At 69.3% G+C, this 23,261-nt stretch carries 24 protein-coding genes, 1 other RNA gene and 1 riboswitch; of the genes, 18 read left to right on the top strand and 7 right to left on the bottom strand.

Translation table 11 applies throughout. The annotated features are described in order from the left end of the window. Positions 1 to 78 precede the first annotated feature (78 nt). From ACT53U_RS12285 to ACT53U_RS12275, 3 genes are read right to left on the bottom strand one after another with little or no spacing between them, the layout of a single operon-like run. On the bottom strand, positions 79 to 1,530 hold the full coding sequence (locus tag ACT53U_RS12285; protein ID WP_476155460.1) for a hypothetical protein: 1,452 nt from the start codon (positions 1,528 to 1,530) through the stop codon (positions 79 to 81). 5 nt (positions 1,531 to 1,535) lie between these two features. Next, positions 1,536 to 2,510, bottom strand: a complete 975-nt coding sequence (locus ACT53U_RS12280; RefSeq protein ID WP_476155458.1) for a DUF6384 family protein — start codon at positions 2,508 to 2,510, stop codon at positions 1,536 to 1,538. A gap of 14 nt (positions 2,511 to 2,524) precedes the next feature. Beyond that, positions 2,525 to 3,700 (bottom strand): cell surface protein, encoded by a 1,176-nt coding sequence (locus tag ACT53U_RS12275; RefSeq protein ID WP_476155456.1) that lies wholly within the window; start codon positions 3,698 to 3,700, stop codon positions 2,525 to 2,527. A gap of 290 nt (positions 3,701 to 3,990) precedes the next feature. On the opposite strand from ACT53U_RS12275, the gene ACT53U_RS12270 reads away from it, so the two are divergent. From ACT53U_RS12270 to ACT53U_RS12240, 7 genes are all read left to right on the top strand, one after another. Continuing rightward, on the top strand, positions 3,991 to 5,175 hold the full coding sequence (locus ACT53U_RS12270; protein WP_476155454.1) for an MFS transporter: 1,185 nt from the start codon (positions 3,991 to 3,993) through the stop codon (positions 5,173 to 5,175). Between the two features lie 205 nt (positions 5,176 to 5,380). Further along, positions 5,381 to 5,662 carry a DUF2849 domain-containing protein gene (locus tag ACT53U_RS12265; protein ID WP_476155453.1) on the top strand — a complete coding sequence of 94 codons (282 nt, stop codon included), beginning with the start codon at positions 5,381 to 5,383 and terminating at the stop codon, positions 5,660 to 5,662. Positions 5,663 to 5,686: 24 nt separating this feature from the next. Beyond that, complete coding sequence (locus ACT53U_RS12260; protein ID WP_476155451.1) at positions 5,687 to 7,354, top strand: nitrite/sulfite reductase; 1,668 nt, start codon at positions 5,687 to 5,689, stop codon at positions 7,352 to 7,354. Further along, entirely contained in the window at positions 7,351 to 8,127 is a 777-nt protein-coding gene (locus ACT53U_RS12255) for a phosphoadenylyl-sulfate reductase (protein ID WP_476155449.1), read from the top strand. The genes ACT53U_RS12260 and ACT53U_RS12255 overlap by 4 nt, the downstream gene beginning before the upstream one ends. Positions 8,128 to 8,130: 3 nt before the next feature. Next, positions 8,131 to 8,637: a DUF934 domain-containing protein gene (locus ACT53U_RS12250; RefSeq protein ID WP_476155448.1), complete on the top strand. Its 507-nt coding sequence runs from the start codon at positions 8,131 to 8,133 to the stop codon at positions 8,635 to 8,637. A 179-nt stretch (positions 8,638 to 8,816) separates the two neighbouring features. Next, complete coding sequence (locus ACT53U_RS12245) at positions 8,817 to 9,137, top strand: 2Fe-2S iron-sulfur cluster-binding protein (protein ID WP_476155738.1); 321 nt, start codon at positions 8,817 to 8,819, stop codon at positions 9,135 to 9,137. A gap of 1 nt (position 9,138) precedes the next feature. Then, positions 9,139 to 9,756, top strand: a complete 618-nt coding sequence (locus ACT53U_RS12240; protein ID WP_476155447.1) for an NUDIX domain-containing protein — start codon at positions 9,139 to 9,141, stop codon at positions 9,754 to 9,756. Here the strand turns inward: ACT53U_RS12240 and ACT53U_RS12235 are convergent. Beyond that, positions 9,731 to 10,612, bottom strand: a complete 882-nt coding sequence (locus ACT53U_RS12235; RefSeq protein ID WP_476155445.1) for a helix-turn-helix transcriptional regulator — start codon at positions 10,610 to 10,612, stop codon at positions 9,731 to 9,733. The genes ACT53U_RS12240 and ACT53U_RS12235 overlap by 26 nt on opposite strands. Positions 10,613 to 10,748: 136 nt before the next feature. Here ACT53U_RS12235 and ACT53U_RS12230 point away from each other — a divergent pair, with 136 nt between their 5' ends. The 4 genes from ACT53U_RS12230 to ACT53U_RS12215 all read left to right on the top strand — a co-directional run bounded on the left by ACT53U_RS12230 (position 10,749) and on the right by ACT53U_RS12215 (position 14,171). Then, the gene (locus tag ACT53U_RS12230; RefSeq protein WP_476155443.1) at positions 10,749 to 11,651 is read left to right on the top strand and encodes a DMT family transporter; all 903 of its coding nucleotides are present in this window, start codon (positions 10,749 to 10,751) and stop codon (positions 11,649 to 11,651) included. A 93-nt stretch (positions 11,652 to 11,744) separates the two neighbouring features. Then, an RNA gene (gene ffs, locus ACT53U_RS12225) (signal recognition particle sRNA small type) lies at positions 11,745 to 11,841 on the top strand. A gap of 70 nt (positions 11,842 to 11,911) precedes the next feature. Further along, the gene (locus ACT53U_RS12220; protein WP_476155441.1) at positions 11,912 to 13,816 is read left to right on the top strand and encodes a DNA polymerase III subunit gamma/tau; all 1,905 of its coding nucleotides are present in this window, start codon (positions 11,912 to 11,914) and stop codon (positions 13,814 to 13,816) included. A gap of 25 nt (positions 13,817 to 13,841) precedes the next feature. Continuing rightward, complete coding sequence (locus ACT53U_RS12215; protein WP_476137533.1) at positions 13,842 to 14,171, top strand: YbaB/EbfC family nucleoid-associated protein; 330 nt, start codon at positions 13,842 to 13,844, stop codon at positions 14,169 to 14,171. A 104-nt stretch (positions 14,172 to 14,275) separates the two neighbouring features. Here the strand turns inward: ACT53U_RS12215 and ACT53U_RS12210 are convergent, their stop codons facing one another. After that, a complete protein-coding gene (locus ACT53U_RS12210; protein WP_476155440.1) occupies positions 14,276 to 14,443 on the bottom strand; it encodes a hypothetical protein in 168 nt (55 codons plus the stop codon). Between the two features lie 318 nt (positions 14,444 to 14,761). Between ACT53U_RS12210 and recR the strand changes: the two genes are divergently transcribed. Beyond that, the gene (gene recR, locus ACT53U_RS12205) at positions 14,762 to 15,382 is read left to right on the top strand and encodes a recombination mediator RecR (protein WP_476155438.1); all 621 of its coding nucleotides are present in this window, start codon (positions 14,762 to 14,764) and stop codon (positions 15,380 to 15,382) included. On the opposite strand, the gene ACT53U_RS12200 is transcribed toward recR, so the two are convergent. Next, positions 15,383 to 16,258, bottom strand: a complete 876-nt coding sequence (locus tag ACT53U_RS12200) for an EamA family transporter (protein ID WP_476155436.1) — start codon at positions 16,256 to 16,258, stop codon at positions 15,383 to 15,385. Between the two features lie 16 nt (positions 16,259 to 16,274). Beyond that, positions 16,275 to 17,507 (bottom strand): aminotransferase-like domain-containing protein, encoded by a 1,233-nt coding sequence (locus tag ACT53U_RS12195; protein WP_476155435.1) that lies wholly within the window; start codon positions 17,505 to 17,507, stop codon positions 16,275 to 16,277. Between the two features lie 372 nt (positions 17,508 to 17,879). On the opposite strand from ACT53U_RS12195, the gene ACT53U_RS12190 reads away from it, so the two are divergent. The 6 genes from ACT53U_RS12190 to tolR all read left to right on the top strand — a co-directional run bounded on the left by ACT53U_RS12190 (position 17,880) and on the right by tolR (position 23,261). Then, a complete protein-coding gene (locus ACT53U_RS12190; RefSeq protein ID WP_476155433.1) occupies positions 17,880 to 19,064 on the top strand; it encodes a flagellin in 1,185 nt (394 codons plus the stop codon). Positions 19,065 to 19,235: 171 nt separating this feature from the next. Next, a riboswitch (TPP riboswitch) is annotated at positions 19,236 to 19,347 on the top strand. A 62-nt stretch (positions 19,348 to 19,409) separates the two neighbouring features. After that, the gene (locus ACT53U_RS12185; RefSeq protein WP_476155431.1) at positions 19,410 to 20,192 is read left to right on the top strand and encodes an ABC transporter permease; all 783 of its coding nucleotides are present in this window, start codon (positions 19,410 to 19,412) and stop codon (positions 20,190 to 20,192) included. Between the two features lie 13 nt (positions 20,193 to 20,205). Beyond that, positions 20,206 to 21,141: an ABC transporter substrate-binding protein gene (locus ACT53U_RS12180; RefSeq protein WP_476155429.1), complete on the top strand. Its 936-nt coding sequence runs from the start codon at positions 20,206 to 20,208 to the stop codon at positions 21,139 to 21,141. Positions 21,142 to 21,365: 224 nt separating this feature from the next. Next, entirely contained in the window at positions 21,366 to 21,809 is a 444-nt protein-coding gene (ybgC, locus tag ACT53U_RS12175; RefSeq protein ID WP_476155427.1) for a tol-pal system-associated acyl-CoA thioesterase, read from the top strand. A gap of 266 nt (positions 21,810 to 22,075) precedes the next feature. Then, positions 22,076 to 22,792, top strand: coding sequence for a protein TolQ (gene tolQ / locus ACT53U_RS12170; RefSeq protein ID WP_476155426.1), 717 nt, complete (start codon positions 22,076 to 22,078; stop codon positions 22,790 to 22,792). 13 nt (positions 22,793 to 22,805) lie between these two features. Beyond that, positions 22,806 to 23,261 carry a protein TolR gene (gene tolR / locus ACT53U_RS12165; RefSeq protein WP_476155424.1) on the top strand — a complete coding sequence of 152 codons (456 nt, stop codon included), beginning with the start codon at positions 22,806 to 22,808 and terminating at the stop codon, positions 23,259 to 23,261.

Genomic DNA, 23,261 nt, shown 5'->3' with positions numbered 1-23,261 from the left:
CGCCCTTCGAGGCCCGGCTGCGCCGGGCACCTCAGGGTGAAGGACCTCTGCACTGATCCGACTTCGCCCGAGGAGCCCTCAGAACCCGCCGCCGGACGAGTTGTCTCCGCCGCCGCCGAAGCCGCCGCCGGTGGTGAAGCCGCCGCCGTCACCGCCGAAGCCGCCGCCACCACCGCCTCCGCCGCCGCCGAACCAGTCGCCGCCGCCGGGGACCCGCGGGCCGCCGCCGATCCAGCCGTCGTCGCGCCGATGCGGTGCCTGATAGCCGCCGAGGATGACGCGCCACAGCTCGGGGCTCGACACGATGCCGCCGATGATGCCGCCGATCACGCTGCCGAGCATGTTCTCGTTGTTGAAGGTGACGCCCGGCCGGTCGTAGCCCGACCGCAGGAAGCGATCGCGCGTCTCCTCGAGATCGGAGCGCCGCCGCGCCACTTCCGCCATCGCGGCGCGCGTCGTGGCGATGTCGTGCTCGGCCGCCTCGACCGTCTTGGCCAGCCCCTCGATGTCGCGGACGATCTTCTCGTCCTCCGGCGTCGGCGTGGCGAAGGCCTGGGCATAGAGCGTCTTGAGATCGGTCGCCGCCAGCGACGAGGCCACCCCGTCGAGGGCACGCGCCAGATCGGGGTCCTCGCCGGTCACCAACCGATCGTGGCTGGCGTCGAGCGTGGCGAGATCCGACTGGGTCGAAGAGATCCCCTTGTTGCCGGCGTCGATCTCGGCCTTGGCGGCGGCGAACTCCGCCTCCAGCGCCTCGATGCCGTCGGCCTCCAGCGCCCTGCGCTCGATCGCCGTGCGCAGCGCCGTCTTGTCGGCGACCTCGGCGCGCAAACGCTCGGCATGGGCCTTCAGCCGCACCGGGATCTCGGTGAGCATGGCGTAGTTCGGCCGCGCCTCGATGAAGTTGCAGAGCCGGGCGACCTTGCGGTCGAAATAGCGGGCGAAGAACGAGGCCGAATAGGCCGATGTGCCGAAACCGTTCTCCCACAGGTACATGAAGAGCCGATCGCTCTCGAAGGGCTTGCCCTTCTCGACCCGGTCGGCCTCCGCCTGCGTCGCCTTGGTCTCGGCGCGTGCGGCGACCTTCTCCGCCTCCTTGACGACACCGTCGGCGGCGACCCATTCGGCGACGCCCGGCAGCTTCGCCCGCGTCGCCGCGTCGAGCGCATGGATCTTGTCCGAAATCGCCTCGAGCCGGCCCGCCACCTCGTGGCGACGGCCCTGCGCCTCGGCGAGTTGCCTGTTCGCCGCCTTGCGCTTCTCGGCGAGCTCGGCGACCGCCTTGCGCTTCTCGGCGAGGATCGCCAGCGCCTCGCGCTCGGCCTGATCGAGCCGGGCGTCGACCTCGCTCCCGGCGAGGCTGTCTAGCCGCACCTTGGCCAAGCGGCGGAAGGCCGCCGTCTGGCTGGCGCGGGCGTCTTCGGCCTTGCCCGTGGCGGTCGCGAGCGCGTCGTCGAGACGGCTCTCGTCGGCGCGCGTCTCGGCGATCGCCTGTTCCAACTGTCGAAGGGCGTCACGTCCGGAAATCATGGGGTTCACCACTCGGTGATGGTGCCGGTCTCGACCGGCATGGACCAACGCACGTCGACGTCGCCGCGGGCCTTCTGGCCGAGGCGGTCGTTCTGGATGATGCCGTCGTTCTGCTTGTCGGCGGCCACCCGGTCGTAGGTCGCCTGCGGCACGCGCTGGCCCCAGATCGACACCGTCTTCTTGACCTGATTCTCCTCGTTGACGATCTCGCGCGGGATGGCCTTGCCGTCCGGTCCGATCGCCTCGACGATGAGATAGTAGTTGCGCGCCTGCTTGCCCGGCGGCAGCCGGAACACGCCGGAGCGCACGCCCGGCCGCGACACGATCCTGACGTCGTACGCCTGACGGAGCACGCCCACCAGCGTGTCGGCCTCGCCGATCGCGGCGCGGGCGGCCGGAACGTCCTTGCGCGCGATCGCCGCCTCGCCGCGCTTGGCGATGTCGTCGATGCGGGCGGTGGCCGCCGGTACACGCGCCTCGTCGCGGGCGGTGCGCACCGCCTTGGCGAGCGCCGCCGGCAGGGTCTGGGCGATTTCGACGCGCGCGGCTTCCGCCGCCCGCTTCTCACCGCCGACCACGAAATACGAATAGGACCCGATCGCCAGCGACAGCGCGATCACCACGCCGCCGACCACCGCCGCGACCCGGCCACGGTTCACCCAGGCGAGCGCCATGGTCCGGGCGAAGCTCGGCGGCGTCGGCGTGTAGGAGAAACGGCTCTGCTCGAGACCCCGCACGCCCTCCTCGATGATCGAGGGCGGCACCTCGATGCCCTGATCGGCATAGAGCTTCTTCAGGCGGGCGACGAGTTCGGCCTTGCGCGCGTCGTCGTCGAGTTCGCGGGTCGCCAGGCTCTCCTGGTGACGCAGCGTGTCGACGACGTCCATGGCGAGCATGAGATCGTCGAGCTTCTGGGGCGCCGCGGGCGCGGCAGGGGCGAGCCCTGCCGCGTTCGGCGACGTCGTGGCGACGTCGGTCATGGATCGGACCCTGTTCAGGAGGCCTTGTCGAGGTCGGCGCCGGCGGCGACGAGACGGGCGATACGGCGCTTGCCGTCCTCGACCGCGTCGCGGATCTCCGCCGAGTTCTTGGTCGAGGCATCGCGCATCTCGGCGATGATCTCGGTCGACTTGACCTGGAAGTTGACGACGCTGTCGACCAGCTTCTTGACCGCGTCGGCGCGGATCGTCGGGCCGTAGCCGGCGCGCACCGCCGCCTCCTGCACCTTGTCGCCGATCTCGGCCAGCGTCTCGAGGCTCTTCGACACGCCTTCCTTCATCGCGTTCAGCGTCTGGGTCGCCTCGTTGAGGCCGAACATGCCGGTGAACGAGGCCTTCAGCGCCGTCAGCACCGAATCGTTGGTCGAGAAGAAGCTGACCGCCTGCTGATAGACCCGCTCCTTGGCGTTGGTCGTCTGCATCAGACGCGCCATGATGACCTCGGACGTGTTGTAGCCGATGGTCAGGTTGTCGGAGAGGTCCTTGGCGATCTGGTAGCGCTTCTCCTCGTCCTGGGTGCGGCGGACGTATTCGTCGCGCTCGAGCTCGAGCTGCGCCTTGGCGGCCGGTTCGCCGGTGAAGGCGGCGACCTTCTGGGCGGCGGCGTCGAGGTCGACCTTGGAGGCGTTCCACTTGTCCTCGGCGGTCTTCAACACTTCGAGGGCGAGCACCTCGGCCTGCTTCAGCGCGCCGCGGAAATCGCGATAGCTCTCGAGGATGATGCCCTCGCGCTCGATCTGGTTGCGGGTCTCCTTGGAGACGTCGAGATAGATCTCGCGCACCTTGTCGAAGCGGTCGGCGATGTCGCCGCGGGAGAGCTTCATCCAGGCGTTGGTGGCGCGCTCGAAGATGTCGATCTTCCCGTCGGCGATCTGATCGACCATCTTCTTGGCGTCGTCGCGGATCGAGTCGAAACCGGCGGTGACCGCCTTGTAGCGCTCGCCGATCTCCATCTGCGAAACCTGATTGCGCACCACCTCGTTGAACACTTCGGTCTGGCCGAGCGTGCGGGTGATGATCGCGACCTTGTCGGGCGAGAGATCGGAGATCTTCTCGAGCAGGCCGACGATCGGCGCGTCCTGGGTGGCCGGCGGGGCGAGGCCGAGGTCGCGCAGCGCGCCCATGGCCTTGTCGAGATACTGCAGCGGCGTTTTCACGATGACGTCGGACACGGGGCTTCTCCCTGGGAAGTCGATGGCGGGTTCTCCGCCGCGCGAAGATGGTGACGAAACATCCCGTCCACCAGACCCCCTCGGAATGAATCCGTCGGATCACGGCGTGATGACGCACCGTCGCCGCCGCATTCGACACCGAGCCGACCGGGTTGTCCACCGGCGCGCCGCGACCCGACGCCGGAGACCCGACATTCATGACGCTTTTGACCGGAAGTTCGCGTCGCCCGACTGGCGCCCGTCGCCGGGAACGTTATGGTGCGGCAACAAGAAAGCACCGAGGAAACGCCTTGCCCACCCTCGTCGTCCTCGTCTTCGGCTACCTGCTCAGCCAGTTCTACCGCTCCTTCCTCGCCGTCATCGCGCCGGAACTCGCCCGCGACGTCGGCCTCGACGCGGCCTGGCTCGGCATCGTATCGGCCGCCTTCTTCGCCGCCTTCGCGGGCGCCCAGATCCCGATCGGCACCTCGCTCGACCGGTTCGGCGCGCGCCGCACCGTCGCCGGGCCGATGCTCGCCGCGGTGACCGGCGCGGTCGTCTTCGCCGCTGCGACCGCCCCCTGGGTGTCGGTCCTCGGCATGGCGCTGATCGGCCTCGGCTGCGCGCCGATCTACATGGGCGCCCTCTTCGTCATCGGCCGGACGACGACGCCCCACCGCTTCGCGCTCTTTTCCTCGGCGATCGTCGGCATCGGCTCGCTCGGCAATCTCGCCGCCGCCACCCCGCTCGCCGCTGCCGCCGCGACCTGGGGCTGGCGTGCCACGATGATCGCCATCGCCGCGGCGACCTTCGTCTCCGCCGTCCTCGTCTTCCTCGTGGTGAAGGACCCGCCGCCGCTCGAGAAGCACGAGGACGGCCCGCGCCCCGGCATCCGCGCCGTCCTCGCCATCCGCGAGCTGTGGCCGCTCTACCCGATCGCGCTCACCTCCTACCCGATCGTCGTGGCTGTGCGCGGCCTCTGGGTCGGCCCCTATTTCTCCGACGTCCACGGCCTCGGCCCGGTCGATCGCGGCAATGCCGTCTCCGTCATGGTCTTCGCCATGATCGCCGGCGCCTTCTTCTACGGCCCGCTCGACCGCTGGCTCGGCACCCGCAAATGGGTGGTCGTCGCCGGCACGCTGGCGACCGTCGCCGCCCTCGCCGCCCTCGCGCTCGCCCCCGACATGTCGGTCGGCCGGGCCTCGATCATGTTCGCGGTGATCGGCGGCCTCGGCATGACCTACGGCGTGCTGATGGCCCATGTCCGCGCCTTCCTGCCGACGCCGGTGCTCGGTCGCGGCCTGACGCTGATGAACATGTGCCTGATCGGTGGCGCCGCGGTCCTCCAGCCGCTCTCCGGCTTCTTCATGAAGGCGATGACGACGGCCGGCCTCTCGCAGGCGGTCGCCCACGGCACGCTCTACGGCACCTTCGCCGCGGCGCTCGCGGCGTCGCTCGTCGTCTATCTCTTCGCCCGCGACGCCCGTCCGCGCTGAGCCGCGACGGGACATCGGCCGGGCACGGCGGGCCTCGCGTTCTGTCGAAGGGCGGATGCGCGAAAATCTGTTTCGCGCCCGCCCGCGATTTCGCAATCGGCATCGGCGCGTCGCCCGCCCCCTTACCCTAGAAACGATCCGAGGAGTTCCGGCCCGTCCGAGGAGGGCCGGCGCTCGACGCAGCGTTTCCGAAGGGTCGACCGCCATGCAGATCGTCACCGCCAACCGCTTGATCGACGGCCGCGTCGTCTTCCGCGACGCCGACGGCGCCTGGGTCGAGGCCTTCGCCGCCGCCGCGGTGCTCGCGGACGCCGCAGCCGCACTCGCCGATGCCGCGAAGGACGAGGCGAGTGGCCTCGTCGTCGGCGCCTATGCGGTCGACGTCGTGACCGTCGACGGCCGTCTCGAGCCCAAGGCCCAGCGCGAGAAGATCCGCGTCACCGGCCCGACCTCGGGTTCCGAAGCCCGCGCCGCCCGCGTCGCCTGAAGCCATCGCCCGAGGAAGAGCGCCATGTACGTCTACGACGATTTCGACCACGCCTTCGTCCGCGCCCGCGTCGCCCAGTTCCGCGACCAGGTCGAGCGCCGTCTCGCCGGTGACCTGACCGAGGAACAGTTCCGTCCGCTGCGCCTGATGAACGGCGTCTATCTCCAGCTCCACGCCTACATGCTGCGCGTCGCCATTCCCTACGGCACGCTGTCGTCGAGGCAGATGCGGACGCTCGCCCACATCGCGCGCAAGTGGGACAAGGGCTACGGCCACTTCACCACCCGCCAGAACATCCAGTTCAACTGGCCGGCGCTGAAGGACATTCCCGACATTCTCGACGCCCTCGCCGAGGTCGAGATGCACGCCATCCAGACCTCGGGCAACTGCATCCGCAACGTCACCGCCGACCAGTTCGCCGGCGCCGCGCCCGACGAGGTCGCCGATCCGCGCCCCTATGCCGAAATCCTGCGCCAGTGGTCGTCGCTCCACCCGGAGTTCACCTACCTGCCGCGCAAGTTCAAGATCGCCGTCACCGGCGCCGCGGAAGACCGCGCCGCCGTGCGCTTCCACGACATCGGCCTGACGCTGAAGAAGAACGAGGCCGGCGAGATCGGCTTCGGCGTCCATGTCGGCGGTGGTCTCGGCCGCTCGCCCTTCGTCGCCTTCGAACTGCGCGAGTTCCTGCCGGAGGCGGATCTCCTCGCCTATGCCGAGGCGATCCTGCGCGTCTACAATCTCTACGGACGGCGCGACAACAAGTACAAGGCGCGCATCAAGATCCTGCTGCACGAGGCCGGTCGCGAGACCATCCGCGACGAGGTCGAGGCCGAGTTCGCCGCCATCGAGAAGACCGGCCTGAAGCTCGACCCCTCCGACGTCGCCCGCATCGCCGCCCACTTCGCCCCGCCGGCCTTCGCCGCCCTTCCCGAGCGCAGCGCGATCGAGGACGAGGCCCGCAGGATCGATCCCGACTTCGACTGCTGGGTCGCCGCCAACGTCACGCCCCACAAGGCGGCCGGCCATGCCTCGGTCACCATCTCGCTGAAGCCGGTCGGCGGCGTGCCGGGTGACGCCACCGCCGAACAGATGGAGGCGATCGCCGATCTCGCCGACGCCTACGCCGGTTCGGAGATCCGCATCTCCCATCGCCAGAACGTGGTCTTCCCCCACGTCCGCCGCGACGATCTTCCCCGTCTCCACGCCGGTCTCGTCGCGGCCGGCCTCGCCACCGCCAACGCCGGCCTCGTCACCGACACGATCGCCTGCCCCGGCCTCGACTTTTGCGCGCTCGCCAACGCCCGTTCGATCCCGATCGCGCAGGCCATCACCGAGCGTTTCGCCGACCCGGCGCGGATCGCCGAGATCGGCCCGCTCGACATCAAGATCTCGGGCTGCATCAACGCCTGCGGCCACCACCACGTCGGTGCCATCGGCATCCTCGGCGTCGACCGCAAGGGCCGCGAGTTCTACCAGATCACGCTGGGCGGCGATCCGGGCAACGGCGCCCGCATCGGCGACAGTGCCGGCCCCGGCTTCTGGCCCGACGAGGTGCCCGGCGCGGTCGAGACCATCGTCGAGACCTATCTTTCGCTGCGCAGCTCGCGCGCCGAGACCTTTCTCGAGACCTATGCCCGCGTCGGCCTCGCCCCCTTCAAGGCGGCACTGACCAGCGAGAGCGAGGCGGCATGACCTCCGTCTCGATCGTCGCGCCCGACCTCCGGCCCAAGACGACGGCGGCGACCGCCGCGGAGACCCGCGCGCGCGAACTCGACGCCACACACGCCGGCCTGCCGACCGAGGAGCTGATCGACCGCGCGGTCCATCGGCTGTTTCCCGGCCGGATCGCCGTCGTCTCCTCCTTCGGGGCGGAATCGGCGGTGCTGCTCGACCTGGTGGCGAGCGTCTCGACCGCCGTGCCGATCCTCTTCGTCGACACCGGCAGGCATTTCGACGAGACGCTGCGCCACCGCGACCGCCTCGTCGAACGCCTCGGCTTCACCGACGTCCGCGCCCTCGGCGCGAGCCGCGAAGAACTCGTGAACCGCGACCCCGACGACTGGCTGTGGAACGACGACCCCGACGCCTGCTGCGCCCTGCGCAAGGTCGAGCCGCTCGCCCGCGGCATGGAGGGGTTCTCGGCCTGGATCTCCGGCCGCAAGCGTTTCCAGGCCGCGACCCGCACGACGATCCCGACCTTCGAGGCCGACGGCGCGCGCATCAAGGTGAACCCGCTCGCCGCCTGGGAGCCGAGTGCGCTCGTCGAGCGCGCGCGTCTCCGTGGTCTGCCGGCCCATCCGCTGGTCGAGAAGGGCTACCCCTCGATCGGCTGCCTGCCCTGCACCAGCCGCGTCGCACCGGGCGAAGACCCGCGCGCCGGGCGCTGGCGCGGTCGCGCCAAGACCGAATGCGGCATCCATCTCGGCCTTGCGGCCGGATCCGAAAACGACGGCAGTGGGATCTGACCGATGAGCGACGTCTTCCGCAATTCCCGTTTCGAACCCGACGCCCGGGTCCTGGTCGCCGACGACGCGGAGCTTCCCGCCGGAGCCTTCTTCGTCTCGCTCGCCCGCTTCCTCGCCGAGCGCGAGACGCTGCTGGCGCGCGGTGGCGACCTCGGCATCCTGCTCGAACCCGCCGACAGGATCGAAGAGATCGGCGCCGACCTGCCCCGTGTCGGCGCGCTCGCCGTGCGCTTCCCCAAGTTCGGCGACGGTCGCGGCTATTCGACCGCCCGCCTCGCCCGCGAGCGCTGGGGCTTTGCCGGTGAACTCCGGGCGATCGGCGACGTGTTGTGGGATCAGCTCGAGGCCTACGGCCGCTGCGGCTTCGACACGCTGGTGATCGTCGACGGCCCGACCCGTCGTCGCCTCGAGGCGGGCGAACGCCCCGTCGTGCCGATCCACTACCAGCCGGCCGGCGACAGCCCCGCGGCTTCTCTCCCCGGCCGTCCCTGGGCCCACGTCGTCCGCTGAGACCATCGACCCCGAAAGAACCCGCGCTTCTCCCCCGAACGACGGAGGGCGCGGCGATTGATCGGGCGGCCCGGCTGGAGTATCCCCCCGGAACGCACGAGGAAGACGCCGTGACCAGCCCGCATGTTGCCGCCCCGATCTTCGACGAAGATCCCTTCGATCCCTTCGACGAAGGCGCGATCAAGATCCATGTCGTCGACCGCGACGGGGTCGAGCACACGCTCGCCGCCCTCGACGGGTTTCGCGTCATGGAGGTGATCCGCGACTGGGGTCTGCCGATCAAGGCGGAATGCGGCGGTGCCTGCGCCTGCGGCACCTGCCACGTCTATGTCGATCCGGAGTGGATGAGCGCAATCCCGCCCGCCACCGACGAAGAGATGGACCAGCTCGACCAGATCTTCGAGGTGCAGGACAACTCCCGCCTGGCCTGCCAGATCCTCACCGCCGAACACCTCGACGGTCTGAGGATCACGCTGCCCCCCGGTTCCGAGGTCGATTGAGATGAACGCGCCCGAAACGAAGACGGGCGCCCTGCCCTTCCGCATCCTCTCCCGCGAGACGCTCTGGAAAGGCTTCTGCACGCTGGAGCGCATCACCTTCGAGCGCACCCGCTCCGACGGCACGCCCCACGTCCAGAGCTTCGAGATCGAGAACCACGGCCGCGCCGCCGCCGTACTGCCCTACGATCCGATCACCCGCCGCGCGGTGTTGGTGCGCCAGCTGCGCCTGCCCCAGGCCCTCCAGGGCGACGATCCGCTGATGCTCGAAGTCGTCGCCGGTCTCCTCGACAAGGCGAACGAAGACCCGGAAGAGACCGCACGCCGCGAGGCGATGGAAGAGGCCGGGCTCGCACTCGGCCGGCTGGAGCTCGCCGGCGCCGTGCGTCCCTCCCCCGGCCTCGTCGGCGAGAAGGTCTGGGTCTATCTGGCGGAAGTCGACCTCTCGACCGCTCGTGTCGCCGAAGGCGGCGGCCTCGCCCACGAGGGTGAGGACATCGAGGTGGTGACGATGGATCTCGCCGAACTGGCGGCCTTCGTCGATCGCGGCGACAACCTCGACCTCAAGACCGCCTTCGCCGTCCAGACGCTGCGCGTCAGGCGGCCGGAACTGTTCGGCTGACATCACACGCCGCCGCACGCCACGCCCCGGGCGTCGTGCCGGTCACGGTGCGGAAGGCGCGGGTGAAGTGGCTCTGGTGGGCGAAGCCGCAGGCGCTCGCCACCTCGGCGAGGCCGACGCCCGCCCGCATCAGCCGCTTGGCCTCTTCCACCCTGAGATGCTCGAGGAAGGCACGCGGGCTGAGCCCGTGGCTCGCCCGGAACATCCGCTGGAAATGAAACGGGCTGAGGCCCGCCTCCGCCGCCAGATCCTCGAGGCTCGCCGGCCGATCGAGGTCCTCGCGCAGCCGCGCCGTCACCCGCCGCGACACCGCCGGCGAGAGCCCACCCCGGACCGGACGCGCCATCGTGCCCGCGCCCGGCGCGGTCAAGAGCCGATGGCAGATCTCGGCGATCACCCCTTCGGCGGCGAAGGCGTCGCCCGCCTCGCAGACCCGCGCCAGCGCCACCATGCCGGCGGCGAGTTCGCCGTCCTCCCAATAGGTCCGATCGGCGAGCGACACCCGCGCCGGATCGCGGTCGAGCGTCGCCTCGGCGAAGTGTCGGAGGCGGGCGTCGTCGAGATAGAGATGGACGAAGCGGAAGCACCCGCCGATGTCCCAGTCCGACGACGATCCCGCCGGCATCAGGGTCAGCGCCCCCGCCCAACCGCGCACCGCGCCGCGATCGAGCCGCCGGCTCTCCTCGCCGCCGACGAGATAGAGGCTCAGCGTGTGCAGCGCCGTGTCGTCGTAGCGCACCCGGTCGGCGTCGTTCGACCACACCGCCGCGCCGCGCCCGCGGCCGACGTCGAGCCGGTGCCACAGGTGGGCACGCGAGCGCGAGAGCTGATCGAAGACGGACTGGGCGGCGGTCATGGCGCCACTCTGCCCCTCGTCCGCCGACGCGGCAATCCCGCGCCCGCCCGCGCAGGATCTTCACCGCAAGATCGTGCAATCCGAGCGGCCGCCGACGGGTCCATCCTGCCGGCCGACCACCGCCGGAGCCCCATCGATGAATCTCGCCCTCTTCGCCGTCACCGTCTTCGTCTGGGGCACCACCTGGTTCGCCATCGCGCTGCAGCTCGGCCCGGTGCCGGTCTTGACCTCGATCTTCTACCGCTTCGCCCTCGCCGCCGTGATCCTCGGGCCCGGGCTGGCGATCGCCGGAAAGCTCGCGCCGATGCGCCCACGCGACCACGGCTTCGCGGCGCTTCTCGGCGTCTGCCTGTTCTCGATGAACTTCGTCTGCTTCTACAACGCCACGCGCTTCATCCCGAGCGGGCTGGTCTCGGTCGTCTTCTCGCTGGCGACGCTCTACAACGCCGTGCTCGCCCGCCTGATCTTCGGCGAGCCGATCGCCCGGCGCACCCTCTTCGCCGCAGCCCTCGGCCTCGGTGGCCTCGCCGTCCTCTTCGCCCCGGCGATCCGCGACGGCGCCTTCGGCACCGACGCGCCCGTCGGCCTCGCGCTCGCGGCCCTCGGCACGCTGTGCTTCTCGCTCGGCAACATGGTGTCGCGGCGCAACTCCGCCGCCGGCATCCCGCCGGCGACCGCCAATGCCTGGGGGATGAGTTATGGCGCCGCCTTCCTCATGGTGCTGCTCCTCGTCACCGGCACGCCGATCGTCGCCCCGCCGGATACGACCTACCTCCTGGCGCTCGGCTGGCTGGCGATCTTCGGCTCGGTGATCGGCTTCACCACCTATCTGATGCTGGTCGCCCGCATCGGCTCGGGGCGCGCGGCCTATGCGACGGTGATGTTCCCGGTCGTCGCCCTCGTTCTCTCCGGCCTCTGGGAAGGCTACGTCTGGGACGGCCGCACCGTCCTCGGTCTCGGCCTGACGATCGCCGGCAACGTCGTGATCTTCGCCGGCCCCGCCGTCCTCGACCGCCTGCGCGGCCTCGCTCGCGCGTGAGGCCGCATCGATCGGCGCGGTCTCGTGGACATCCCTCGCCGCGACGCCACCCCCTCTTGCATTTCCTCGCCCGATCCTCGATATGAACGCTCGGGAGGTCGGCGGTGGACGTTGTCACTCGCCGACCGGGTCAGGTCCGGAAGGAAGCAGCCCAGACGAGTCGGACGCGGGTCGCGCGTCGGCCTCCTTTTCGCCTTCGGGCGACGCCGATCGGCTCTGCCGATCCCCTCTCCGACCGGTTCGAGGAAAGGCTGAAGCGCATGGACGGTCTTCTTCCGCCCGATGCGACGCCCCCGGCCGCGTCCGGCGCCTATCGGGTCCTCGCCCGCAAATATCGCCCGCAGAGCTTCGATGACCTGATCGGCCAGGAGCCGATGGTGCGCACCCTGTCGAACGCCTTCTCGATCGGCCGCATCGCGCAAGGGTGGATGCTGACCGGCGTGCGCGGCGTCGGCAAGACCACCACCGCCCGCATCCTCGCCCGCGCGCTGAACTACGAGATCCCCGGTGAGATCGACCGGCCGACCATCGAGATGGACCGGCTCGGCACCCACTGCAAGGCGATCATGGAAGGCCGCCACGTCGACGTCATCGAGATGGACGCGGCTTCCCACACCTCGATCAACGACATCCGCGAGATCATCGAGGCGGTGCGCTACAAGCCCGTCTCGGCGCGGATGAAGGTCTACATCATCGACGAGGTGCACATGCTCTCCAACCAGGCCTTCAACGGCCTGCTGAAGACGTTGGAAGAGCCGCCCGAGCACGTGAAGTTCATCTTCGCCACCACCGAGATCCGCAAGGTCCCGATCACCATCCTGTCGCGTTGCCAGCGCTTCGACCTGCGCCGCATCGAGACCGACGTGCTGGTCGCCCATCTGAAGAAGATCGCGGACGCCGAGGCGGTCGAGATCGACGACGAGGCGCTGCGCCTCGTCGCCCGCGCCGCCGAAGGCTCGGTGCGCGACAGTCTCTCGCTGCTCGATCAGGCGATCGCCCACGGCGAGGGCCGCATCGAAGTGGCGGAAGTCCGCCAGATGCTCGGCCTCGCCGACCGCGCCCGCGTCATCGACCTGTTCGAACACCTGATGAAGGGCGACGCCGCCTCGGCGCTGGCCGAGTTGCGCGCCCAGTGGAACGTCGGCGCCGACCCGACCGTGGTGATCGCCGATCTCGCCGAGTTCACCCATTTCGTCACCCGCATGAAGCTGGTGCCGGAAGCGGCGAACGAGGCCTCGGTCTCCGAGGACGAGCGCGTCCGCGGCGGCGCCTTCGCCCGCGATCTCTCGGTGCGCGTGCTGTCGCGCGCCTGGCAGATGCTCTTGAAGGGCCACGACGAGGTCAAGAACGCCCCCAAGGCGCTCGCCGCCGCCGAGATGCTGCTGGTTCGCCTCGCCTACGCCAGCGACCTGCCGACCCCCGACGAAGCGCTGAAGATGCTGCGCGAGGGAACGCTTCCCCCCGCCGACGGCCCGTCCGCCGCCCCGCGCGGCCCCTCGGGCGGCGGCAACGGCGGTGCCTCGGCGATGACCCGCACGCAGGCCGTCGCCGGTACCGCGTTCGCCGCCCCCGGTCAGGCGCCGGGCATGCCGCAGGCCCGCCTCGCGGATGCGGCCCCCGCCCCCGCTCCCGGCCCGCGTCTCGTCGCCTCCAACGAGACGCCGCAACCCGCCGCCGCGCCGAAGCCCGCCGCCGCGCCGCGCCGCGGGCCGCGCCTGACCGACCTCGCCGACGTCGCCGCGCTCGCCGCCGAACATCGCGACATCCGTCTGAAGATCGCGGTCGAGCGCCAGATGCGCCTCGTCGCCTTCGCCCCAGGCCGCATCGACGTGTCGCTCGAGGCCGGCGCCTCCTTCGACCTGCCGCAGCTGCTCGCCGCCAAGCTCTCCGAGTGGACCGGCGAACGCTGGATCGTCGCCGTCTCGCGCGAGCAGGGTGGCGCCACGGTCGCCGAGGAACGCGAGGAGGCACGCGACAAGCTCGTCACCGACGCCCGCGCCGAACCGTTGGTCGCGGCCGTGCTGAAGCGCTTCCCCGGCGCCTCGATCGTCGACGTGCGGGTGCGCGCCGCCGAGGCGGCCGAGGACGACGGCGGTGACGGGCTCGCCTGGGACGCCCCGCCGGCCGGCGAGGAGAACGATCCGGGCTGGTCGCCGGACGACTGAAGAAACACGAGCGCGGAGAACGCCCATGGACTTCATGAAGATGATGAGCAAAGCCAAGGAGATGCAGGCCCGCATGGCGACGCTCCAGGACGAGCTCGCCGAGATCGCCGTGACCGGAACCTCCGGCGCCGGCCTCGTCGCGGTGACCATCTCGGGCAAGGGCGAGCTGAAGGGCGTGAAGATCGACCCGTCGCTGATGAACCCGGCCGAGACCGAGATCCTCGAGGACCTGATCGTCGCCGCCCATCGCGATGCCCACGTCAAGGCGGAAGCGGCGATCGCCGAGAAGATGGCCGACGTCACCGGCGGCCTCGGCCTGCCCGGCGCCCCGGGCGGCTTCAAGCTGCCGTTCTGAGAGCTCCGGTCGCGCCGGGCCCACCCGCGTCACCGAAAAGAAAGAAAAGGCCGGTCGAGCGAACTCGACCGGCCTTTTCTTTCCGCATCCTCGCGCCGTCGCGCTCAGGCCGTCTTGTCGACCAGCGTTCCTGTTCCCGGCGTCGGCCGCGCCTTGACGGCAGCCGCGCCGTCGTCCGCATCGCCGTCGGCGACGCGCTCGGGTCCGGGCCCCTCGCGGGTCTCGCTGGTACGGGCGACCGGTGTGCTCGAAGTCGTAGGCGAAATGGACATGCTCATCGGCGATCCCTCCATGCAGTCTTCGAACGTCATTGCACCGAAGCGACATTAAGGAATCGACAACATCCGGCCGGAACTCGACGTGACGACAGCGCTTCATCCATCGAGTCGACGAGAGGGGCACCGCGACGTCCCGTAGAGAACCCGGGAAACGCCGACGTGTTCGGCTACGGACGACGCCTTCCCGGCCGGTCTCGCCCGCCGCGGGAAACATCCATCGCCCGACCGCGGGGCGCGACGACCCGCATTCGACCCGTGCACGGCGAACACGCTAGATTGGGCGGATCGAATCATCAGACGAAGAGTGACTTCGTGGCACGTTCCGTCGCCGGACCCGAGATCGAGCGTCTCGTCCAACTCCTCGCCAAGCTGCCGGGCCTCGGCCCCCGCTCGGCGCGGCGCGCCGCGCTGCATCTGATCGAGAAGAAGGAGAGCCTGCTCGCCCCCCTCACCCGTGCCATGGATGTGGCGCTGGAGAAGGTCGGCGTCTGCTCGGTCTGCGGCAACATCGACACCTCCGACCCGTGCACCGTCTGCCGCGACGATCGCCGCGACGGTTCGGTCCTGGTGGTGGTCGAGGGCGTGTCGGACCTCTGGGCGTTGGAGCGTGCCGGGGCGATTTCGGCGAAGTATCACGTGCTCGGCGGCGTCCTGTCGCCGCTCGACGGCATCGGCCCGTCGGATCTGACCATCGACGCCCTGATCGAGCGCTGCCGCACCGAGCCGATCCGCGAGGTGATCCTGGCGGTCAACGCCACCGTCGAGGGCCAGACCACCGCCCATTACGTCACCGACCAGATCGCCCGTCTGGCGGAAGACGGCCGCGACATCACGGTGACGCGGCTCGCCCACGGCGTGCCGGTCGGCGGCGAGCTCGACTATCTCGACGACGGCACCATCGCCCAGGCGATGCGGGCGCGCACCAAGTTCTGATCAGGCGGCCCGCCGCGTGAAGCGCGGACCGAAGACGTTGACCACCAGCCCGGCCACCACCAGCGCCGCGCCGATCGCCTCGCGTCCGCCGATCGGCTCGCCGAGCACCAACCACGCGCTCGACATCCCGAAGACCGGCACCAGCAGCGAGAACGGCGCCACCGTGGCCGCGGCATGGCGCGACATCAGGTTCGACCAGATGCCGAAGCCGAGGACCGTCGTCGGCCAGGCGAGATAGGCGACCGCGCCGATTGCGATCGGGGTCGGATGGGCGAGCGCGGCAACGATCGCCGGCCAGCCCTCGAAGGCGAGAGACAGCGCGAAGAGCGGCAGCGGCGCCACCAGGCTCGCCCAGACGACGAAGCCGAGCATGTCGATCCGGCCGGCCTTCTTGGTGACGATGTTGGCGAGGCCCCAACAGGCCGCCGCCGCCAGCACCATCAGGAACGGCCCGAGCGCCGCCCCGCCGCCGGCCCGCGCCGAGGCGATGACGGCGATGCCGAGGGCGGCGATCACCGCGCCGGCGATCTGGATCGCCGCCGGCTTCTCGCCGAGGAAGACGAAGGCGAGGCCCATGGTGAAGAAGGCCTGCATCTGCAGCACGATCGAGGAGAGGCCGGCCGGCATGCCGGCCTTCATGCCGACGAACAGCAGGCCGAACTTGACGACGCCGAGGACGAGGCCGAAGGCGACCACCCAATGCCAGGCGCACGCCGGCCGCCGCACGAAGAACACCGCCGGCAGCGCTGCGAAGAGGAAGCGCAGGCCGGTCAGCAGCAGCGGCGGCACGTCCGCCACGCCGACCTTGATGACGACGAAGTTGAAGCCCCAGATCGCCACGACGACGAGGGCGAGGAGGACGTCACGGAAGCTCACGACGCCCCCCTTTCTCTCACGGTGCCATGCGGGCGATCAGGCGGCCGAGCCGCGCGATGCCTTCGCCGATGTCCTCGACCGTCGGCGAGGAGAAGTTGAGGCGGATGGTGTTGGCCATCGCGTCGGTGGCGAAGAACGCCTTGCCCGGCACGAAGGCGACCCGCTCCTCGGCGATGGCGCGCGCCAGAAGCTCGGCCCCGTCGATGCCTTCCGGCAGCGTCACCCAGGTGAAGAGACCGCCTTCCGGCTTCGTCCATTCCACGCCCTTCGGCATCGAGGCGGCGAGCGCCGCCATCAGCGCGTCGCGGCGGGTGCGATAGAGCGCGATCGCCCGGGCGACGTTGGCGTCGTAGGTCGTCTCGGCGAGCCGCGCCATGACCATCTGGTTCAGCGTCGAGGAATGCAGATCGCCCGCCTGCTTGGTCAGAACCAGCTTCTGGATCAGCGGCGAGGCCGCGACGATCCAGCCGATGCGCAGCGCCGGCACCAGCGTCTTGGAGAAGGTGCCGCAGAAGACCGTGCGGGTCTTCTCGATGTCGCCACCGTTGCGCGCCACGTCGAGCGACAGGATCGACGGCACCGCCTCCCCTTCGAAACGCAGCGCCTGATAGGCGGAATCCTCGATCACCGGGATCGCCAGCTCGGTCGCGAGATCCAAGAGCTTCTCGCGGTTCTCGACCGACAGGGTGATGCCGGTCGGATTGGCGAAGTCGGGCACGACATAGGCGAACTTGACCCGCCCGCCGGCCTTCGCCGCCGCCGCGGCATAGGCCGCCGGCGTGACGTTGCCGCCGTCGGGGATCAGCCGGTCGTAGCGCGGCTCGTAGCAGTTGAAGGCCTGCAGCGCGCCGAGATAGGTCGGCGCCTCGACCAGCGCGGTGTCGCCGGGCGACAGCAGCATCTTGGCGAGGAAGTCGAGCCCCTGCTGCGAGCCGCAGGTGATCAGGATGTTGTCGGGCGTGCACGGCACGCCGTTCTTGCCCATCAGATCGGCGATCCAGCGGCGCAGCGGCAGGTAGCCCTCCGAGATCGAATACTGCAGCGCCTGCGCCGCCTGCTTCGGATCCGACAGGATGGCGTTCTGGGCGTCGCGAATGGCCTCTACCGGGAACAGCGCCGGGTCCGGAATGCCGCCCGCGAAGGAGATGATGTCGGGCTGGTCGAGCAGTTTCAGGAGCTCGCGGATCTCGGAAGCGCGCATGCGTTCCGATCGCGTGGCGAAGACATGGGACCAATCGAGCGCGGTCATGGATAGACCCTTCCTTTTCGAACGGCCGGCACGCTACGCCCGAGCCGAAAAAAGGTCAACAGTGCTGACCTAAAAATCTTCCGAATTCCGCCGATTTCGGGATCATTCTTCCCGCAATGCAGCATCGCACCCGCTCGGCCGGGAAGGATCTTCCGTTTCCACGCCATCCGCGTCGCACCTCCCGGAGCGAGCCGAGAAGGGCGCCGGCGCGGAGGATCGAATGGCTCGCGGACATAAACGAACAGGTAAGATTAATTCCGCGAAGCCGGCGCTGGAATGTTTCTTTACCAACTCGTTTCACCTTTTGAACAGCAGCCCGAAGCCAGGATGCCTCAGGTGCGAACACGAATCCTAGAATGGGGTTGAAAATCCATGGCTACCATCCTGTCGACGGGCGTCCGTCAGAATCTGAACTCGCTGCAGTCCATCAAGACCCAGCAGACCGCCACCGAGAACCGCCTCGCCACCGGCAAGAAGGTCAACTCGGCGCTCGACAACCCGGTCAACTACTTCACCTCGGCGGCCCTCAACGACCGCGCCGGTGACCTGACCAACCTGCTCGACGGCGTCCAGAATTCGGTTCAGACTCTGCAGGCTGCGTCGAACGGCATCGAGTCGATCACCGCGCTGGTCAAGAACGCCCAGTCGGCCGCCAAGCAGGCGCTCCAGACCGCCGACAGCGAATCCGACGCCACCCTGTCGGGCTCGGTCTCCGATCTCAAGCGCTCGACCTCGCTGATCTCGACCACCTCCGGTCCGGGCTTCACGCAGGGCGACACCATCACCCTGACCTCGGGCACGGGAACGGACACCAAGGCCGTCTCCTTCACCATCGGTTCGGGTGCCGGTGAATATTCGACCGTCGGCGACCTGCTCAAGGCCGTCAACAACTCGTCGCTCGACGTCACCGCCACCCTCGACTCCAATGGCGAGATCGCCTTCGAAGAGACCGGCGGCGAAGATCTGGCGATCTCCTCGACCGGCACCACCGCGCTGACCTCGATGGGCTTCGGCTCGTCGAACCTGACCGCGACCGCCTCGACCTCGTCGACCCGCGACTCGTTCCGCCAGCAGTTCAACGACATCCTCGACCAGATCGACTCGATGGCGAAGGACTCCGGCTACAACGGCATCAACCTGCTGATGGGCAACGACCTGTCCACGATCTTCAACGAGAAGACCGGTACGGACCAGTCGAAGATGAACATCACGGGTACGGTGTTCAACTCGTCGGGCCTCGGCCTCGAGAAGCTCTCGACCGGCGACTTCCAGAACAACAAGCAGGTCAACCGCGTCCTCGACACGCTGACCTCGGCTCTGACTTCGCTGCGCACCCAGTCGTCGACCTTCGGTTCGAACCTGTCGATGGTGCAGGCCCGCAAGGACTTCACCAACAACATGGTCTCGACGCTGAACACCGGTGCCGATCAGCTGGTGGCGGCCGACACCAACGCGGAATCCGCGAACCTGCTCGCCCTGCAGACCCGCCAGAGCCTGTCGACCAAGGCCCTGTCGCTGGCCAACCAGGCCGACCAGAGCATCCTCCAGCTGTTCTGATCGAACGGCTCTCGGACGAAACGAAACGGCGGCGGCGAACCTCGGTTCGCCGCCGTCTTTCTTTGTCGTGAGGTCGCACGCGCGGTCTTCGCGAAGATGCATCGCGGCCATGCCGGCGAAGGATCCGCGCCCTCCCCCCTTGCGCGCCGCGCCGTACTCTGTCACCGTTCGCCTCGTTCCGAGGGGTGTTCTCGTACGAGAGCTGAGATGGCGCGGGCCCCGCGCCGAACCCTTCGAACCTGATCCGGGTCATGCCGGCGAAGGGACGGGAACCATGCCGACCGACGTCATTCATCCCTCCGGATCCGCCCGCCCGTGCCGCATGGCCCGTGTCGGAGGATCCCCATGCCCACGACGCTGACGCGCTTCGCCGCGCGCGCCGCTCATGGCCTCGTGCCGCTCGCCGCGCTCCTCGTGGCGTGGTGGATCGCGGTCGCGCTCTTCGCGCCGCCGGTCTGGCTGCTGCCGGGACCCGACCGGGTCGCCCGCGCCTTCGTCGCCAATCTCGGCCTCCTCCTCGACAACGGCCTCGTCACCGCGCTCGAGATCGTCCTCGGTCTCGTCTGCGGCGTCGTCTTCGGCGTCGCCGCGGCGATCGTCATGGCGCTCGTGCCCTGGACCGCCCGCCTCGTCCTGCCGGCGATCGTGGTGATCCAGACGTTGCCGGTCTTCGCCGTGGCGCCGCTCCTCGTGCTTTGGTTCGGCTTCGGCCTCGCCTCCAAGATCGTCATGGCGACGCTGGTGATCTTCTTCCCCGTGACGGCCAGCCTGCACGACGGCCTCGCCCGGCTCGATCCCGGCCTCGTCGATCTCGCCCGCGTCCACGGCGCCTCGCGGCTCGACACGTTCCGTTTCCTGCGCCTGCCCTCGGCCGTGCCGGCGTTGATCTCGGGGCTGAAGATGGCGGCGACCGTCGCCCCCATCGGCGCCATCGTCGGCGAATGGGTCGGCGCCTCGCACGGGCTCGGCCTGTTGATGATGCACGCCAACGCGCGGCTGCAGACCGACTTGATGTTCGCCGCCCTCGTCCTCCTCGCCCTCTTCGCGGTGGCCCTGCGCGCCGTCGTCGATCATCTCACCCGCCGCTGGGCCCCCTGGGCGGCGGAACCCGTCGTCCCTCGCTCCTGACAGGAACCCCGACATGAAACGTCTCGCATCGCTCGCCCTGGCGAGCCTCCTCCTGGCCACGCCCGCTGCCGCCGCCGACAAGATGACGGTGCTGCTCGACTGGTTCGTGAACCCGGACCATGCCACCCTCTTCGTCGCCCGCGACAAGGGCTTCTTCGCCGCCCGCGGCCTCGAGGTCGAACTCGTCGCCCCGGCCGACCCGTCCGCTCCGCCGCGCCTCGTCGCCGCCAAACAGGCCGACGTCGCCGTCACTTATCAGCCCGAGCACCTGCTGGCGTTGAAGGAGGGCATGCCGCTCGTCCGCTTCGCCACGCTGATCGAGACGCCGCTCAACTCGGTGATGGCGCTCGAGAGCGGTTCGGTGAAGTCGCTCGCCGACCTCAAGGGCAAGAAGATCGGCTATTCGGTCTCCGGCTTCGAGGACGCCATCCTCGGCGCCATGCTGGAGAAGGGCGGGTTGAAGCTCTCCGACGTGACGCTGGTCAACGTCAACTTCGCCCTCACCGCCGCGCTGCTCTCGAACCAGGTCGACGCGGTCGTCGGCGGCTACCGCAACTTCGAGGCGACCGAACTCGAGCTCGCCGGCAAGAAGGCGATCACCTTCTTCCCCGAGGAGAACGGCGTGCCGCCCTACGACGAGCTGATCCTCGTCGCCCACCGCGACGCGGTGAAGGACGCCCGCTTCGCGAAGTTCAACGCGGCGCTCGAGGAGGCAACGCTGTGGGCGACCAATCACCCGGCCGAGACCCGCGCGCTGATGGAGAAGGCCGACCCCAAGCTCGCCGACGAGCTCAACCGCCGGGCGCTGACCGACACGCTGCCGCGTTTCGCCAAGCGCCCAGGCGCGATCGACACCGTCCGCGCCGAGCGCTTCGCCGCCTTCCTGAAGGCGCGCGGCCTGATCGACACGATCCCGTCGCCCGAGAGCTACATGATCGAGCCGAAGTGATCGGAGGACCGGCATCGGCGCCGACGCGCCGGTGCCGGTCGATCGACGCGCGATGCCGCGCCCGCGCCGAGCCGATCGGGCGAAAGTCCGATCCCCGTCGCCTCGACGCGGCGCGTCCGAGCGCCTATTCCTGATCGCGACCCCGGGGCATGCCCCTTCCTCGCGCCCCTCGCCGGTCGGCACCGACCGCGACGCGTGGCGTGAAACCCCATGGAGCGACGATCATGTCCGAGACCAGTGCCGAGCGGGTGAACCCCGACGCCTCGAGCTTCGAGGACACCATTTCCGTCCGCATCTACTGGGAAGACACCGACGCCGGCGGCATCGTCTATCATGCCAGCCACGTCCGCTTCTTCGAACGCGGCCGCACCGAATATCTGCGCGCCCTCGACCTGTCGCAGTCGCAGATGCAGGCGATCCGCGGCATCGTCTTCGCGGTACGGCGCATGGAGATCGACTATCTCAGGCCGGCGAAGCTCGACGACCTCCTGTCGGTCACCACCCGCACCCGCATGGTCGGCGGCGCCCGCGTCGTGATGGAGCAGGTGCTCGCCCGCGGCGAGGAGACGATCGCCTCCGCCGTCGTCACCGTCGTCTGCCTCGATGCCGAGGGTCGGCCGCACCGCGTGCCGGCCGACCTCAGGTCCCTCTTCGGCCATCCGGAGTGAGATGCGTGCGCCGCAGCGCAGCATCGTAAACCGATCCTTAACCCTACCAATGGCTTGCTGGCTCGGCGCGGACCCGCTCGGGGTCCTCGTTTGGTCACATTCGCCGGGCAGAAGGAACGCGAGGTTCGAGATCGTCGCCGGTGATCGCGATCCGATGGCCGCTCTCCGAGAGCGGGCGTCGGCGAAAGGCGTTCGTTTCTCGCTCGACGCCTCGCACCGCTCCCACCGTCGCCCGAGCCGTTCTCGGCCGAAAGGGTACCCGACACATGAATCCCGAAGTCGCTCAGGCCGCGCTGGCCGCGCCGCATTCCGACATGACGCTCCTCGCGATGTTCTGGAGCGCGCACATCGTCGTCAAACTGGTGATGCTCGGGCTCTTCTCCGCCTCGGTGTGGTGCTGGGCGATCATCGTCGACAAGGTCTTCCTCTACATGAAGACGCGTCGGCAGATGGACAACTTCGAGCAGATCTTCTGGTCGGGCCAGAGCCTCGAGGACCTCTATCGCACGCTGTCGTCGCGCGCCAACCACGGCATGCCGGCGCTCTTCGTCGCCGCGATGCGCGAGTGGAAGCGCTCCCACGAGGGCGGTCGCCCGGCGATCGGATCGCTCCAGCAGCGCATCGACAAGGTGATGGACGTCACCATCAACCGTGAGGTCGAACGCTTCCAGTCGAACCTGCTGGTGCTCGCCACGATCGGTTCGTCGAGCCCGTTCATCGGCCTCTTCGGTACCGTCTGGGGCATCATGACGGCGTTCCAGGGCATCGCGGCCTCCAAGAACACCTCGCTCGCGGTCGTCGCGCCCGGCATCGCCGAGGCGCTCTTCGCCACCGCGATCGGCCTCGTCGCCGCCATCCCGGCGGTCATCGCCTACAACAAGCTGTCGTCGGACGCTGGCGCCCTCGGCGGCCGGCTCGAGACCTTCGCCGACGAGTTCTCCGCCATCCTGTCGCGTCAGATCGACGAGCGGCAGGCGGCCTGAGGAGGCGTACCCCATGGCGATGTCGGTCGGCGGATCGGGAGCACAGGGCGGGCGGCGCGGCCGTCGTCGCGCGCGCTCCGGCCCGATGAGCGAAATGAACATGACGCCGTTCATCGACGTCATGCTGGTGCTGCTCATCATCTTCATGGTGGCGGCACCGATGATGACGGTCGGCGTGCCGGTCGACCTGCCCGAGACCCGCGCCAAGGCGATGGAGGGTCAGACCCAGCCGATCACCGTGTCGCTGGACGGTCAGGGCCGCATCTACATCCAGGACGCCGAGTTCAAGCTCGACGATCTGGTTCCCAAGCTTCAGGCGATCGCCAAGAACGGCGTCGACGAGCGCATCCTGGTGCGCGGCGACAAGGCGACCGACTACGGCTCGATCCTGAAGGTGATGGGGCGGCTGAACGACGCCGGTTACAAGAAGATCGGCCTCGTCTCGCTTCCCGAAACGGCGTCGAGGTAA

The organism is Pinisolibacter sp. DMC19, from assembly GCF_056313985.1.
Note: the sequence above shows the minus strand (reverse complement) of the source record. Positions and strands in the feature narration are given on the sequence as shown.